Origin of the sequence: Mycobacterium sp. 1245852.3 (assembly GCF_001669335.1) — a bacterium.
Lineage (GTDB): Bacteria > Actinomycetota > Actinomycetes > Mycobacteriales > Mycobacteriaceae > Mycobacterium > Mycobacterium europaeum_A.
Genome location: NZ_LZLL01000290.1, coordinates 1 through 12,350 on the forward strand (window position 1 = coordinate 1; position 12,350 = coordinate 12,350).

A 12,350-nucleotide genomic window follows, 5' to 3' on the forward strand; every position below is an offset into this window, starting at 1 on the left:
GGAAGACGGTCAAGGCCGGTGTCCCGCACCTGCTGGAGGGCGGCCGCGGCGGTTCGATCATCCTGACCTCGTCGGTCGCCGGCAAGAAGGCCTACCTGCACACCGGGCACTACACGTCGGCCAAGCACGGCGTGATAGGGCTGATGCGCGCGTTCGCAGTCGAATTGGGACACAAGATGATTCGGGTCAATGCCGTGTTGCCGACCCATGTGAACACGCCGCTGCTGATCAACGAGGGCACTTTCCACGCGTTTCGCCCCGATCTGGACAACCCTGGACCCGACGATCTCGCGCCGATCTGCCAGACCTTCCACACGCTGCCGATCCCGTGGGTCACCGCCCAGGACATCAGCAATGCCGTGCTGTTCCTGGCCTCCGACGAGGCCCGCTACATCACCGGGGTCGCGCTCCCGGTGGACGCCGGCAGCTGCCTGAAGTAAGGAAGCATCGATGACGGTCACCAACGACACCGACGTCTACTACGACCCCTACGACGTCGACATCAATGCCAACCCGTACCCGATCTACGCGCGGCTGCGCGAGGAAGCGCCGATCTACTACAACGAGCGCTACGACTTCTGGGCGCTGTCAAGGCATTCCGACGTCGAACGCGGCCTGGCCAACTGGGAGACCTTCTCCAACAGACGAAGCGACATCCTCGAGCTCGTCCAGTCGAAATTCGACATGCCCGGCGGCGTCATGATGTTCCAGGACCCGCCCGAACACTCGAGGCTGCGCGGCCTGATGTCGCGGGTGTTCACCCCCCGCCGGATGGCCGCGCTCGAGGACCAGATCCGGCAATACTGCGTGCGCTGCCTGGACCCGCTGGTCGGCTCCGGGGGTTTCGACATCATCGCCGAGCTGGCATCCATGATGCCGATGCGCGTGATCGGAATGCTGTTGGGAATCCCGGAGTCCGAACAGATCTCGGTGCGCGACGCCAACGACGCCAACCTGCGCACCAAGCCGGGTGCGCCGTTGAAGGTCGCCGACGCCGACTCCATCGCCGACGGCCGCATCTACGCCGACTACGTCGAATGGCGTTCCAAGAACCCCTCGGACGATTTGATGACGACGCTGCTCAACGTCGAATTCGACGACGAGAACGGCGTGCACCGCAAGCTGACCCGCAAGGAGGTGCTGCACTACACGCAGGTGGTCGCCGGGGCCGGAAACGAGACCACCGGCCGGCTGATCGGCTGGCTGGCCAAAGTGCTCGCCGAGCACCCCGACCAGCGCCGCGAGGTCTACCGGGACCGGTCACTGTTGACCCGCACCGTCGACGAGACGCTGCGATTCGAACCCACCGGTCCGCACGTCGCCCGTTGGATGGCAAGGGATTTCGAGTGTTACGGCACGACGGTGCCGGCCGGCAGCGCGATGCTGCTGCTGTTCGGCGCCGCCAATCGCGATCACCGCCGCTACACCGACCCCGACACCTACGACATCCGCCGCGACAACATCTCGCACATCACCTTCGGTAAGGGCGTGCACTACTGTCTGGGTGCCAACCTGGCCCGCCTCGAGGGCCGCGTCGCGCTGGACGAGATCCTCAACCGGTGGCCCGAATGGGACATCGATTACGACACGGCGCAATTGGCATCGACGTCGACCGTCCGCGGCTGGGAGCGACTGCGGGTCGTGCTGCCCTGAGAACGGCTGGCGCTTAACCGGCCGCGTCAGCTGCCGCGGCGTTTCTTCGGCGTGGGCATCTCGAATCGGTCCAGGAAGCGATTGACCAACGCGATGGCCTCGTCATGGCCGCCGTGGGTACCGAGGCCCTGCTCGAGGATCAGTGTGCGCCCGATGGAGGCGATGACGACCGCCAGGGCCGCTGGCGGGAATTCGTCCGTGTCGAGCTCGTGCTCGCGAACGATGAAGTTCAGCGCGGTGATCTGCTGTTCGCGCCAGCGCTCCGACCATGCCGAGATTTCGGCCCGAATCTCCTTGCGATGGTTGGCAAGTCCCATGAACTCCAGCAGCAGCCGGGTGTCCTTGGGTTCGATGAGCGTCGCCCAGAAGGCGTGCAGCGGCCGGTCGGAGGACAACGCCTGCTGCTGGCGCTCCAGGTAGATCGCGGCCCCGCGGCGAAAGACGGCCAGATACAGCTCGTCCATGGTGGGGAAGTAGTAGTGCACCAGGGCCGGTTTGACGCCGGCCTTCGCCGCTACCCGCCGTGACGTGGCCGCGGCGTAGCCCTCCTCGAGCATGATCTGACTCGTGGCGGCCACCAGCATGTCGCGCGTAGTCGAGTCACGCGGCTTCGGTCGATGGGATGCGGTCACTGTGTGGTCTTATCACAGGTCCGGTCAGGGAACCGGCTCGGCGACCATGTCGAAGAACGCGGCACCGGAGTCCGGGATGCGGTTCTGTTTGAACACGTTGACGGCGTAGGAGACCAGGATCATCGAATACAGCAGGTGCAGCAGCCTGGTCGCCTCGTCCGGTAACGCGTTGATGTCGAGCCCGTTCAGGTATGCGATCGCCTCCTCCGCTCGTGGGGCGATGGCGTCGTAGAAGGTGACGAGGTCGTCGTAGGGCTTGGCCAGTCGCGCCTCGTAGCGCTGCGCGCGGGTCGGCAACGCCCAATCGTCGACGAACGGTTCGAGGTCGGTGAAACCGGCAGGCAGCGTCATGACGACTCTCCGGATCGATAGGCATCCACCGTGTCGCGAATGACGGTGTGGAACTGGCGGATGAGCAGTTCCTGGTCGCTGAGGTGAAAGCTGTTCTGCGCGCGGGTTTTCAGGGCAGAATGGGTCGCCTCGATCGTGTTCACGTCCTGCATCGCGAACTCGATCGTGCTGTCGACCACCAGTTCCTGGGCCAGGCGTTCGGCGGCGTTGGCCGGTGGCAGGAAATACATGTCGATCTCGTAAATGTGCGAGTCGACCGTCTCGGGCCAATAGGTGTAGGTGATGTAGTAGCCGCGGGCCCAGATCTGGATCGAGATGTTCGGGAACACCCAGAACTGGTCGTTGCCCCACGAGGCGATGTCGCCGCGGTTGAGGAAATTCGGTTGCGGCGCTCCGAAGCCCAGGTCGGGAACGTCGTCGGGCCCGAACAGCCCGGCGCGGAACAGCTTGTACACCCAGCGCTGGTCCTGGCGGGCCGGTCCCGCGGTGCCGGGCTCGCGCGGTGGCAGCGGTGGCGGCCCGGGCACCGAGGTGAGCATGTGGGGCCGGAACAGTTCGTAGTGGTAAGAGTCGACGGGCGGCACCATCTTCTCGGCCTTGGAGACGTCGGGATCGATGAAGCGGCCGTGCACATACGGCGGGTGATACGACTCGCAGACCGAATCGACGGCCAGCTTCCAGTTCCCGTTGATGCGGGTGGAAAACCCGTAGTGCTGCGTCATCCTCTCGAAGGGATAGGCCTCGATGCCCAGCAATCCGTCGCCGAGGAAGTCACGCAACGGCACCGGTGCCCCTTCTTGTTCGGAGGCGAGGTTGACGAAGATGAAACCCGCCCAGACCTCGCAGTGCACCGGGGGCATGCGCAGTGTGCTCCTGTCGAGGTCGAAGAACTCGCCCTCGTTAGTGATGTGGTTGACCTTGCCGTCCAGGCCGTAGCGCCACCCGTGGTACTTGCACGCGAATGCCCTACAGGTGCCCGACGTTTCGCGGCCCGGGTGCTCCTGCCAGACCACCTTGTTGCCGCGGTGCGCGCACACGTTGTGGAAGGCGTGCACGGTGTCGTCGCGGTCTCGGGCGATCACGATCGAGGCGAGGCGCCCGGGCAGATCGCGAGTGAAGTAGGAGCCCTTACGGGGCAGCCGTTCGATGCGTCCAACGCACAACCAGTTTCGCTCGAAGACGGCCTTGCGTTCGGCGGTGAAGAACTCCTCGGAGATCGAGTCCTCGTAGCTGACCGGCGCAGTCCCCAGCTCGGGATAGTCGGTGGTGAACTTGCCCCGCCCGGTCGACAGGCGCTGCTGGATGCCGGTCATGACGGGGCTCCGCCATTGCTCGGTGTCGACCATGGCTCCGCGTCCCAGGCCCGGTCCAGCGGCGCCATCTCGCCGCCGAACGGGAAGAAGGCGCGCTGCGCGTAGGTCTCCCGGGCCAACCCGTGGCCGAGCTCGTCGATGAAGGCACGCTTGAGCGGATTGGTGAACAGCTGCCGCGAGTAACGCAGCGTCAGTGGTGGGCGCTTGACCAGTTCGCGGGCGAGTTCCCAAGCCCTGTCCAGTAATTGGTCCTTGGGCAGCACCTCGTTGACCACCCCCCACTCCTTGGCCTCCTGGGCGCCGAGCTTCATGCCGGTCAGCAGGAAATAGCGGGCCCGGGTGTGGCCGGCCAGAAAGCTCCAGATGACATGCTGGCCGTCGCCGGGCACCTGGCCGCGCGGAAAGTGCGAGGCGTCCTGAAAGTAGGCGTCTTCGGCGGCCAGCACGATGTCGCCGAGCAGCGGCACCTCGGAGTGCATGTTGCACGGCCCGTTCACCGCGCTGATCATCGGCACGTCGACATCGAGCACATTGGTGATCAAATGACGCGCGTACCAGGCTTTTTCGTCGAGCTTCAGCAGGCCGCGGGTGCCCGGCATCAAAAGATAGTCGGGTTTGTCGACCGGGTCGCCGTTGGGCATGCGTCCCCAGTTGGCGTTGTAGTTCTCGCCGGTTCCGGTGTGGATGAGCACCTTGATCTCGCGGTCGCCCGCGATATCGGCGAACACATCCGACATCTCGTCGTGTGCCCGCCAGTCCCACACCAGGCTGCCGCCGTTGGTGTGGCACTGCATCAACAGGATGCCGTCCTCGGAGAGCTCGAGCCGATAATTCGCGTAGCGATCGTGGTATTCGCTGTATCTGGTGCGCTTCGCCATTGGGCCGTCTCATTCCCGACAAATTGTCAGCCAGCTCGTTTGAGCGATCGCCCAAACTCCGATAGCTGCCATGCTTGCACCTGAAGTCGCGGGGGTCAAGGTTCACCGTCCGTGCAGGCGGGCCACCACCGGTGCGAAGGATTCGATCTGTGACTGCTGCACGGTGACGTAGTTGACGCCCAGGCTTTCCCGGCGCGAATGCAGCTTCTCCACAACGTATTCCGCCGAGCCGATCAGGACATTCGGATGGTCCCGTAACAACTCGGCGGTGATGCCCGTCGACGCCGCCAGCCCGGCCAGTACCGCCTCGGGGTCGTCGGTGATCTCGGTGAAGTACGGCGAGCTTTCGACGTCGAGGCGGCCGTAGCGCTCCCCGGCGGCGGCCCGCACGAACCCGATTCGGCGCTCGGCCACCGCCTGTGGGTCCAGCCCGTCGGCGTCGCGCGCCACAAAGGGCACGCTGGAGATGCTGACGATGTCGGCTTCGCGCCCGGCCAGCGTGAGGACGCGCTGTCCGCCGCCGCCGATCATGACCGGCGGATGCGGTTGTTGCACCGGTCGCGGCCGGCCCGCATAGCCGCGTACCCCGACGAACTCGCCCGAGCAGTCGAGTTCCTCGCCCCGCCAATGGGCCTTGATCAGCGAGACCACCTCGGCCAGCTTGGCGATCCGCCGGCCCGGCCGGTCGAATTCGAGGCCCATCGCGGCGTACTCGACGCCGCTCCAGCCGGCGCCGATACCGAATTCGAGCCGGCCCTCGGAGAGCAGGTCGAGCGTCGCCGCCTCCTTGGCCAGCACCGCGGGCACGTGGTAATCGATGCAGAAGACGCGGCAACCGATGCGCAAGGTGTCGGTCCAGGCCGCCGCCGCAGCCATCGCCGCGACCGGTGCCAGGTCCTGGCGCGGGGTGCGCGCCTGGCGCTGCGCGGGCCCCGGCCCCAGGTAGTGGTCGGCGAGGAAAAGCGTTGTGTAGCCGAGGTCTTCGACGCGGCGAACGGTGTCGCGCCACGCGCGCGCGTCGGCGGCATTGGTCGCCTGCACTCCGAACCGAAACGGGGGTCTGCCCATCAACGGACCCTAAGCGGGGCGGCGGAACCGAATCAAGGCGAATCCGAGATGTCGCGTCTTGACCGTCGCGGCGGCCGGGTGATAGGCATGTGGAGCCCATGTTTGGGCGGTCGCTCAGGAAAGCCGAGGTGATGCGCGCGTGAAGACGGCGGTCGTTACCGGCGGCGCCTCGGGGATCGGCCGTGCCGTCGCCGAGCGGTTGCGCAGCGACGGGTTTCAGGTGGCCGTGCTCGATCTGGCTGTCACCGATGACGGGTTCGGTTATGGCGCCGATGTCACGGACCGCGCTCAGGTCGATGCCGCGATAGCGGCCATCCGCAAGGCGTTTGGCCCGATTCTGGTGTTGGTCAATGCGGCAGGCGTGGAAGGGTTCGCGAAGTTCTCGGACATGTCCTTCGAGCAATGGTCGAAGGTGATCGACGTCAACCTGCACGGCGTTTTCCACACCGTCCAGGCCGTGCTGCCCGACATGGTCGAGGCGAAATGGGGGCGCATCGTCAACATCTCGTCGTCCAGCACGCACTCCGGGCAGCCGTTCATGGCTCACTACGTCGCCGCGAAGTCCGCGGTGAACGGGCTGACCAAATCGCTGGCCCTCGAATACGGACCAGTGGGCATCACCGTCAATGCGGTGCCGCCGGGCTTCGTCGATACCCCGATGCTGCGCAGCGCCGAGCGGCGCCACCTGCTCGGTGGGACCGTGGAGGACCACATCCAACGCACCCCGGTGCGTCGCGTGGGCAAGCCGGAGGACATCGCCGCGGCCTGCGCCTTCTTTGTCTCCGAGGAGGCCGGCTACATCACCGGCCAGATACTGGGCGTCAACGGCGGGCGCAACACCTGAACACCAAACACTTGGATTCCCAACGGGATTGATGCGCGAGCGGGATGCTCCGCTGGTCGGCGGCGCCGGGCTGACCATCCCATGATTGGGAAGTTCGCGATCGGGGAATGGGTGGGGCATCCATCCACAGACAAGGAATCCCGGTGGCCACCAGCTTCAAGGACGTCATTCAATCCAAATACCTGCTGTTGACGACATTCACCAAGGACGGGCGTCCGAAACCGACGCCGATCTGGGGCGTGCCCGACGGTGACGACAAATTGTTGGTGATCACCGACGACGGCTCGTGGAAAACCAAGCGAATCAACAACACTCCCAGGGTGACAATCGCCAAGAGCGCGGCGCTGGGCAAACCCAAGAGCGACGAGGTCGAAGCCGTCGCCCGGGTGTTACCGAAATCCGAGACGCGGCGGGTCTACAACGCCGTCCTCAAGCGGTATTGGTATCACGCGTGGTGGTTCTATGCGCACACGATCGTCCGCGGCGGCATCGACAAGGTGCACGTCGGCCTGGAGATCAAGCCCGCGGCCTGACAGCCCGCGCGGCTAGGAGCCCTCGGAGCGAATGGCCTCAAAAGTATCTCCGACCGTCTCCTGCGGATCCCGGTAGGTGATGCCGAGTTCTCGTTCGCTCGGGGAATCGTCGGAGGCCGGCATTTGCGTGTAGTACTGCATTCCGGCCCATGTGAACGGCGTTTCGAAGGGCAGGAAGCGGTTCGCTCGATCCAGCACCGCGCCCGCCACGCGCAGCGCCGTGTCCGGGATGGGGACGGCGACCATCGGCGTCCCCGCGACCTCGCCGAGCAGGTTGGCCAGGTCCGCCGCGGGCACCCGATGACCGCCGGCGGTGTAGCGGCGGGGTCCGTGCCCGGGTTCGAGTAGGGCCGCGTGCAGCGCGGCCAGGTCCCGTACGTCGACGATCAGCCACGCCGCGCTGCGGCCCGGGATCGCGTGCATCTGCAGCGCGGATCGCACACCCTCGCCGGCCTCGCCGAACTGGTCGCCGACCGGCGGGCCGAGCACCATGCCCGGATAGGTGATGTTGACCGGCGCGCCGGCATCCTGCAGGCCCCGGGCGTAGATCTCGACCTGTGCCTTGGAGGTTCCGTATCCATCCGCGCCGCCCACCACCGGCAGGTCCGCCGTCAACGTCTCCAGGTCGGGATGGAACAGCGCGGTGAAGCTGGATACGTGGACGATGGGGTCCAGGCCCAGCTCGACCGACTGCCCCAGGACGTTCTGCGCGCCTTGCATATTGGTGGCGAGCATCTCGGCGGTCTGACGGGGGTCGGTGGCCACCAGTGCGGCGCTGTGCACGACGGCGTCGCAGCCCTGCAACGCCTCCCGCACGGCGACCCGGTCGGTGATGTCGGCGACGGCGAAGTCCGAGACGTCCACGCCCAGCTTGGCGACGGTGGTCTGCAACTTGTCGGGGTTTCGCACCAGGAACCTGACGGAGTGCCCGGCATCGGAGATGGCCTTGGCGGTCCAGCCGCCGACGAATCCGGTACCGCCCGTGATCAGAACCCGCATGGCCTCATTCTGCAAGACCGCCGAATCTACAGGTGGCTCGAGGCGAAGTTGGCCGCTTGGTTCGTCATGCCGTTGATCGGATATGACGTGTGCGCGGCGAAATCACTGCCGTCGCCCTTGCCGCAGACCGGGTCACCCTGCGCGCACAACTCCAGGGTCTTGGGCTGATACAACGGGCCGATGGTCAGCGGCGGTGCGTTGTACTTCTGCAGGAACTGACCCGACGGCGTTCCGAACAGCGTCACGGCGGCGACGTGCTTGGCGACGTCGGGCGGCATCGGCGGGGGTACCGCGGACGCGGGCACCCCCGGGGGCACGGCGGCCGAGGTGGTGTATCCCGCGACGGCAGCGCCCTGCGAGTAGCCGCCGAGCACCTCTTTGGTGTTGGGACAGTTCGCGGCCATCGACTCGATGTGCGAACTGGCGTCGCGGATACCGTCGATGACGGTCAACGGAAAGTCCGGGCTCGAAAAGTCAGTGCTGGCAGGGTAATTCACCGGATACACGGTCAGTGACCTGCCGCCGACCTGTGAGCGCAACGCGTCGACGAAGGGCTGGCCGATCCCGCCGACGCCGGGCGCCTCGCCCGATCCCCGGGCGAAAACGACCTCGACGTCCGGGCACGGCTCGGCCGCCGCGGTCGGCGCCGGCGCGCCGGCCATCAGCGCACCGCACACCGCCGCCGCGGAAAGCAGACTAATCGACAGTCGGCGCGCCAACATGGCGGCCGACCCATCGCGGCAGTTCATTACTTCTTGAAGGCGTCCTTCACCTTTTCACCGGCGTCCTTCAGGCTGGACTTCGCCTGGTCCGCCCTGCCCTCGTTTTTGGTGTCGTGATCGCCGGTCGCCTTGCCGACTGCCTCCTTGGCCCGGCCGCCGAGGTCCTCGATCTTGTTCTTCAGCTTGTCTTCGTTGCTCATGCCGCTGTGGCTACCCAGCAATGGCGGCTGCCAAAACCCGCGCTGCTGTCATCATGGATTCGTGAGCACCGCAATCGTGGTGGCGGTAGTGGCGGGGTTGATGCTGCTCGGCATCGGCATGGTGATCAATCAGCTGCTGCGCCTGAGGCGCTATTTGGGGGACTCGCCCACCGTGCAACCCCCCGGTACGGATGCTGACCCGCCTCCGGACCCACCGACCCCCTGACGGGGTGCCGCGAGTTCAGCTCGCAATCGCGGCGATCGCGGCCGCGCTCTCCAAGTCGCCGAAGGCGACCGCGTATCGCTGAGCCAGGGCCGCGGCGACTTCGACGCGTTGCCAGAGTCCCCCGCCGGCGCTGGCCGTGCACAGCCACAAAGCCAACCCGTGTGCGACCGACGCGCGATAGCGCAACCAAACCTCTGCCGGGGACGGAATCTCGTTGGCGGACAGCGCGAGCGCATCGCGGTATTCGTCGAGGAGGCTGCGTTCGTGCCTGCGGCGATCATCAACCGTCAGAGCGCCCTGCAGGAAGTAGCCGAGGTCAAGTGACCAGTTTCCCCGGCGCGTCATCTGCCAGTCCAGGAACCCTACTTCGCCGTGTGGCGTGACGTAGGTGTTGCCGATGTGTGGATCGCCGTGCAGCAACGTCTGGGGCGATGAGGTCAGGGTCCGGATGTACGGCTTCCACACTGACTCGACGAGATGGTCGATGGTCAGATTCAGCACCTCGGCGGGAGTGTCGTGATCGAGGAGTTCCAGGGCCGACGGCAGCGGGGCGTATTGCAGGCCGTCGAAGGGCAGGAACGGTTCGAGCCAGACGAGACCCGGATGTCGCAGTACGCGCTCGCCCCAGTATCGGCCGTGCAGTCGGCCCAGGGCGCGCACTCCGGAGGCGGCCTCCTCGACGGTCAGCGGGCGGAGCGAGTCACGCGGATCCGCCGCGCGTGCGTTCAGATCCTCCATGACCATGATGAAGTCGTAGGCGTCTTCATCGATCACAGCGGTGTACACCGCCGGGTGTTCGAGCGGCAGGGGAACACCGGACATGAATAACCGCGGCTCGTGGAACATCCCGCTGGTCATCCGGATCAGCTCTTTGTGAGCCGGATCGGCGGCCTTGACGAATACGGTGGCCGGACCGTCGCCGGCCGAGTAGCTCAGCGCTAGTCGGGCGCGCCGGTTGGTGCCGTCGTCGCGGAGCTCGACGGCCACCTCGTCGACGACGGCATCGGGGTGACTCTCCGCGAGGGCCGCCGACATCCAGGCCGGGGTGATGTCGTCCCAGCTCTGCGGCACCGACAGCGGCAGCGTGCGCACCAGGATCCTCTCGTCGTGGCGGCCGTGGTGTGCCAGTAACGACACGGACCGTGTCGTTACTGGCTAGGAGGGGAAGTTACCGCATGTGGCGCACCCTTTGGAAGGGCTCGGGCTGATCTAAGCTCGCCCTCATGCCTCAGATGAGGGGCGGCAGACCGCGCGACATGCAGCTTGACGATGCGATCCTGGTGGCCACCCGGGATCTGTTGGCGGTGGGCAGTTACGCCGAGTTGTCGATGGAGAAGGTGGCCGCCCACGCCAAAGTGGGCAAGAAGACGTTGTACCGCCGCTGGCCGTCGAAAGCCCCACTCGTCGCAGATGCCGTCTTGGACGCCTACGGTCGAGGCGGCTCGTTCGAGGTCCCCGACACCGGCGACCTACGAGCCGATCTGCGCTCCTGGCTCGTCGAGCACGCGGAATTCATCGCCGACCCGGCGAGCGCAGCGCTCATACGGGCGCTGATTGCCGCCGCGGCCGCAAGCGCGGCGGATAACGAGGCGCTCTACCAACAGCTCAGCATCCCCCAGCACGCCGGGCTGTTGGCCCGCCTGCGCCGCGCCGCCGGCGACGGCCACTTGCAGGCCGACGCGGATCTCGATTCGGTCGCGAACGCGCTGATCGGCACCCTGCTGCTGCGCGTGCTGACCGGCATACCGGCCGGCGGCCCGCCCGCGACCGAGTTCGACGGACTCCTCGACGCACTTCTCGACGGCGCCGCGCGCTGATCCGCGAAGGCGGCTATCCCAAGCCAGGTCGGCGACGGACGGCGCTTGGGAACTAGATCTTTGCGTTGCCGCGCGGCAGTGTCAGCGGAAGATCGGCGTAGGTGGCGATGCCTGGCGCCGCGGCGACGACGGCGGCGATCCCGTTGATGGCCGGCACGGCCGTCATGATGTGGCCGAGGTCCATGAATTCCTCGAGCGTCGTGGCCTCGAAGTACGGCGGCGGCAGGAAGCCGACCTTGGTGGTGACCGTGGGCTGGCCGTCGATCTGGATGACCCAGCCATCCTGCTCGATCTTCCAGTCGGGTTCCAGGGTCTGGCCCTTTTTCCACCGGACGTTGAGGTCGATCAGCGTCTTGTCGTTGACGACGCCCTGCCAGCTGATGTAGGCGCCCGCGACGTGTCCGGCCGGGATGGTCCAGGACGCCATCACGAGATCCTCGGTGGTCTGGGCGAACTCGGCGACGCAGCGCACCTCGTCGAGCTCGACGCCCAGCGCGTCACCCACCAACCGGACGGCCTCGCCGAAAATGGCGGTGCCCTTCGCCGCCATCGCCGGTAGGTCGGGATGGTCGATCGGCTGGCCGAAGCCGACGGGCTTCTCGGTCTCCGGCGAGTCATAGAAGGTGGTGTCGGCGGCCTCGTTGACGGTGACCTTGTCGATCCGGTTGCAGACCATGGCCGACACGATGGCCAACAGTTCGGCGAAGCCGGGGCTGACTCCGGACCCGAAGATGGTGGAGCCGCCCTTCTCGCAGGCCTCCAAGATGCGGTCGCGACCCTCGCCGAGATTGTGGCCGGTGATGAACGACGCCGTGGTCACCACGTTGACGCCCGCGGACAGAATGCGGACCAGTTCGTCCACGTTGATCCACATCGGGTTGTAGACCACGCAGTCCGGCTTCAGCGCCAGCAGCTCATCGATGTCGTTGGTGGCCGCGATCCCGAGCGGCTCGATCCCGACGAGTTCGCCGGCGTCACGGCCCGCCTTCTCCGCCGACCAGGCGTAGCAGCCCACCAGTTCGAGGGTTGGGTTGGTCACGATCGATTTCAGCGAGCTCTTGCCGACGTTTCCGGTGTTCCACTGAACCACTCGATAGGTGTTTGGCACTCGCTC

At 66.2% G+C, this 12,350-nt stretch carries 16 protein-coding genes; 6 read left to right on the top strand and 10 right to left on the bottom strand.

The window, feature by feature from the left end; translation table 11 throughout:
• Together A9W96_RS12975 and A9W96_RS12980 are read left to right on the top strand one after the other, a co-directional pair.
• A partial coding sequence (locus tag A9W96_RS12975; RefSeq protein ID WP_156765226.1) for an SDR family oxidoreductase occupies positions 1 to 440 on the top strand: 440 nt, incomplete at its 5' end.
• A 10-nt stretch (positions 441 to 450) separates the two neighbouring features.
• Positions 451 to 1,653 carry a cytochrome P450 gene (locus A9W96_RS12980; protein WP_066868266.1) on the top strand — a complete coding sequence of 401 codons (1,203 nt, stop codon included), beginning with the start codon at positions 451 to 453 and terminating at the stop codon, positions 1,651 to 1,653.
• 26 nt (positions 1,654 to 1,679) lie between these two features.
• Here A9W96_RS12980 and A9W96_RS12985 read toward each other — a convergent pair whose 3' ends face one another.
• The 5 genes from A9W96_RS12985 to A9W96_RS13005 all read right to left on the bottom strand — a co-directional run bounded on the left by A9W96_RS12985 (position 1,680) and on the right by A9W96_RS13005 (position 5,895).
• Complete coding sequence (locus A9W96_RS12985; RefSeq protein ID WP_067140233.1) at positions 1,680 to 2,237, bottom strand: TetR/AcrR family transcriptional regulator; 558 nt, start codon at positions 2,235 to 2,237, stop codon at positions 1,680 to 1,682.
• Positions 2,238 to 2,309: 72 nt separating this feature from the next.
• The gene (locus tag A9W96_RS12990; RefSeq protein WP_066868269.1) at positions 2,310 to 2,636 is read right to left on the bottom strand and encodes a hypothetical protein; all 327 of its coding nucleotides are present in this window, start codon (positions 2,634 to 2,636) and stop codon (positions 2,310 to 2,312) included.
• On the bottom strand, positions 2,633 to 3,949 hold the full coding sequence (locus tag A9W96_RS12995; protein WP_067140235.1) for an aromatic ring-hydroxylating dioxygenase subunit alpha: 1,317 nt from the start codon (positions 3,947 to 3,949) through the stop codon (positions 2,633 to 2,635). The genes A9W96_RS12990 and A9W96_RS12995 overlap by 4 nt, the downstream gene beginning before the upstream one ends.
• Positions 3,946 to 4,827 carry an enoyl-CoA hydratase/isomerase family protein gene (locus tag A9W96_RS13000; RefSeq protein ID WP_066868273.1) on the bottom strand — a complete coding sequence of 294 codons (882 nt, stop codon included), beginning with the start codon at positions 4,825 to 4,827 and terminating at the stop codon, positions 3,946 to 3,948. Before A9W96_RS13000 ends, A9W96_RS12995 begins: the two co-directional genes overlap by 4 nt.
• 102 nt (positions 4,828 to 4,929) lie before the next feature.
• Positions 4,930 to 5,895 carry a TIGR03621 family F420-dependent LLM class oxidoreductase gene (locus tag A9W96_RS13005; protein WP_066868275.1) on the bottom strand — a complete coding sequence of 322 codons (966 nt, stop codon included), beginning with the start codon at positions 5,893 to 5,895 and terminating at the stop codon, positions 4,930 to 4,932.
• A gap of 139 nt (positions 5,896 to 6,034) precedes the next feature.
• On the opposite strand from A9W96_RS13005, the gene A9W96_RS13010 reads away from it, so the two are divergent.
• Positions 6,035 to 6,739: an SDR family NAD(P)-dependent oxidoreductase gene (locus A9W96_RS13010; RefSeq protein WP_066868278.1), complete on the top strand. Its 705-nt coding sequence runs from the start codon at positions 6,035 to 6,037 to the stop codon at positions 6,737 to 6,739.
• A gap of 143 nt (positions 6,740 to 6,882) precedes the next feature.
• Entirely contained in the window at positions 6,883 to 7,272 is a 390-nt protein-coding gene (locus A9W96_RS13015) for a PPOX class F420-dependent oxidoreductase (RefSeq protein ID WP_066868280.1), read from the top strand.
• Positions 7,273 to 7,284: 12 nt separating this feature from the next.
• Here A9W96_RS13015 and A9W96_RS13020 read toward each other — a convergent pair whose 3' ends face one another.
• Genes A9W96_RS13020 through A9W96_RS13030 form a run of 3 tightly spaced genes read right to left on the bottom strand, consistent with a single transcriptional unit; the run spans position 7,285 to position 9,193 of the window.
• Positions 7,285 to 8,271, bottom strand: coding sequence for an SDR family NAD(P)-dependent oxidoreductase (locus A9W96_RS13020; RefSeq protein WP_067140238.1), 987 nt, complete (start codon positions 8,269 to 8,271; stop codon positions 7,285 to 7,287).
• Positions 8,272 to 8,297: 26 nt separating this feature from the next.
• The gene (locus A9W96_RS13025) at positions 8,298 to 8,993 is read right to left on the bottom strand and encodes a cutinase family protein (protein ID WP_067140298.1); all 696 of its coding nucleotides are present in this window, start codon (positions 8,991 to 8,993) and stop codon (positions 8,298 to 8,300) included.
• A 26-nt stretch (positions 8,994 to 9,019) separates the two neighbouring features.
• On the bottom strand, positions 9,020 to 9,193 hold the full coding sequence (locus A9W96_RS13030) for a CsbD family protein (protein WP_066868284.1): 174 nt from the start codon (positions 9,191 to 9,193) through the stop codon (positions 9,020 to 9,022).
• 61 nt (positions 9,194 to 9,254) lie between these two features.
• On the opposite strand from A9W96_RS13030, the gene A9W96_RS32175 reads away from it, so the two are divergent.
• A complete protein-coding gene (locus tag A9W96_RS32175; RefSeq protein ID WP_197498103.1) occupies positions 9,255 to 9,419 on the top strand; it encodes a hypothetical protein in 165 nt (54 codons plus the stop codon).
• A 15-nt stretch (positions 9,420 to 9,434) separates the two neighbouring features.
• On the opposite strand, the gene A9W96_RS13040 is transcribed toward A9W96_RS32175, so the two are convergent.
• On the bottom strand, positions 9,435 to 10,454 hold the full coding sequence (locus tag A9W96_RS13040; protein ID WP_066878799.1) for a phosphotransferase: 1,020 nt from the start codon (positions 10,452 to 10,454) through the stop codon (positions 9,435 to 9,437).
• Positions 10,455 to 10,642: 188 nt separating this feature from the next.
• On the opposite strand from A9W96_RS13040, the gene A9W96_RS13045 reads away from it, so the two are divergent.
• Positions 10,643 to 11,236: a TetR/AcrR family transcriptional regulator gene (locus A9W96_RS13045; RefSeq protein WP_066868288.1), complete on the top strand. Its 594-nt coding sequence runs from the start codon at positions 10,643 to 10,645 to the stop codon at positions 11,234 to 11,236.
• 52 nt (positions 11,237 to 11,288) lie between these two features.
• Here the strand turns inward: A9W96_RS13045 and A9W96_RS13050 are convergent, their stop codons facing one another.
• Positions 11,289 to 12,344 carry a dihydrodipicolinate reductase gene (locus A9W96_RS13050; protein ID WP_067140241.1) on the bottom strand — a complete coding sequence of 352 codons (1,056 nt, stop codon included), beginning with the start codon at positions 12,342 to 12,344 and terminating at the stop codon, positions 11,289 to 11,291.
• Positions 12,345 to 12,350 lie beyond the last annotated feature (6 nt).

Coding starts and splice junctions, on each gene's coding strand:
- A9W96_RS12980 (WP_066868266.1), top strand. CDS start 451: ATGACGGTCACCAACGACACCGACGTCTACTACGACCCCTACGACGTC.
- A9W96_RS12985 (WP_067140233.1), bottom strand. CDS start 2,237: ATGCTGGTGGCCGCCACGAGTCAGATCATGCTCGAGGAGGGCTACGCC.
- A9W96_RS12990 (WP_066868269.1), bottom strand. CDS start 2,636: ATGACGCTGCCTGCCGGTTTCACCGACCTCGAACCGTTCGTCGACGAT.
- A9W96_RS12995 (WP_067140235.1), bottom strand. CDS start 3,949: ATGACCGGCATCCAGCAGCGCCTGTCGACCGGGCGGGGCAAGTTCACC.
- A9W96_RS13000 (WP_066868273.1), bottom strand. CDS start 4,827: ATGGCGAAGCGCACCAGATACAGCGAATACCACGATCGCTACGCGAAT.
- A9W96_RS13005 (WP_066868275.1), bottom strand. CDS start 5,895: ATGGGCAGACCCCCGTTTCGGTTCGGAGTGCAGGCGACCAATGCCGCC.
- A9W96_RS13020 (WP_067140238.1), bottom strand. CDS start 8,271: ATGCGGGTTCTGATCACGGGCGGTACCGGATTCGTCGGCGGCTGGACC.
- A9W96_RS13025 (WP_067140298.1), bottom strand. CDS start 8,993: ATGTTGGCGCGCCGACTGTCGATTAGTCTGCTTTCCGCGGCGGCGGTG.
- A9W96_RS13030 (WP_066868284.1), bottom strand. CDS start 9,193: ATGAGCAACGAAGACAAGCTGAAGAACAAGATCGAGGACCTCGGCGGC.
- A9W96_RS13040 (WP_066878799.1), bottom strand. CDS start 10,454: ATGTCGGCGGCCCTCGCGGAGAGTCACCCCGATGCCGTCGTCGACGAG.
- A9W96_RS13045 (WP_066868288.1), top strand. CDS start 10,643: ATGCCTCAGATGAGGGGCGGCAGACCGCGCGACATGCAGCTTGACGAT.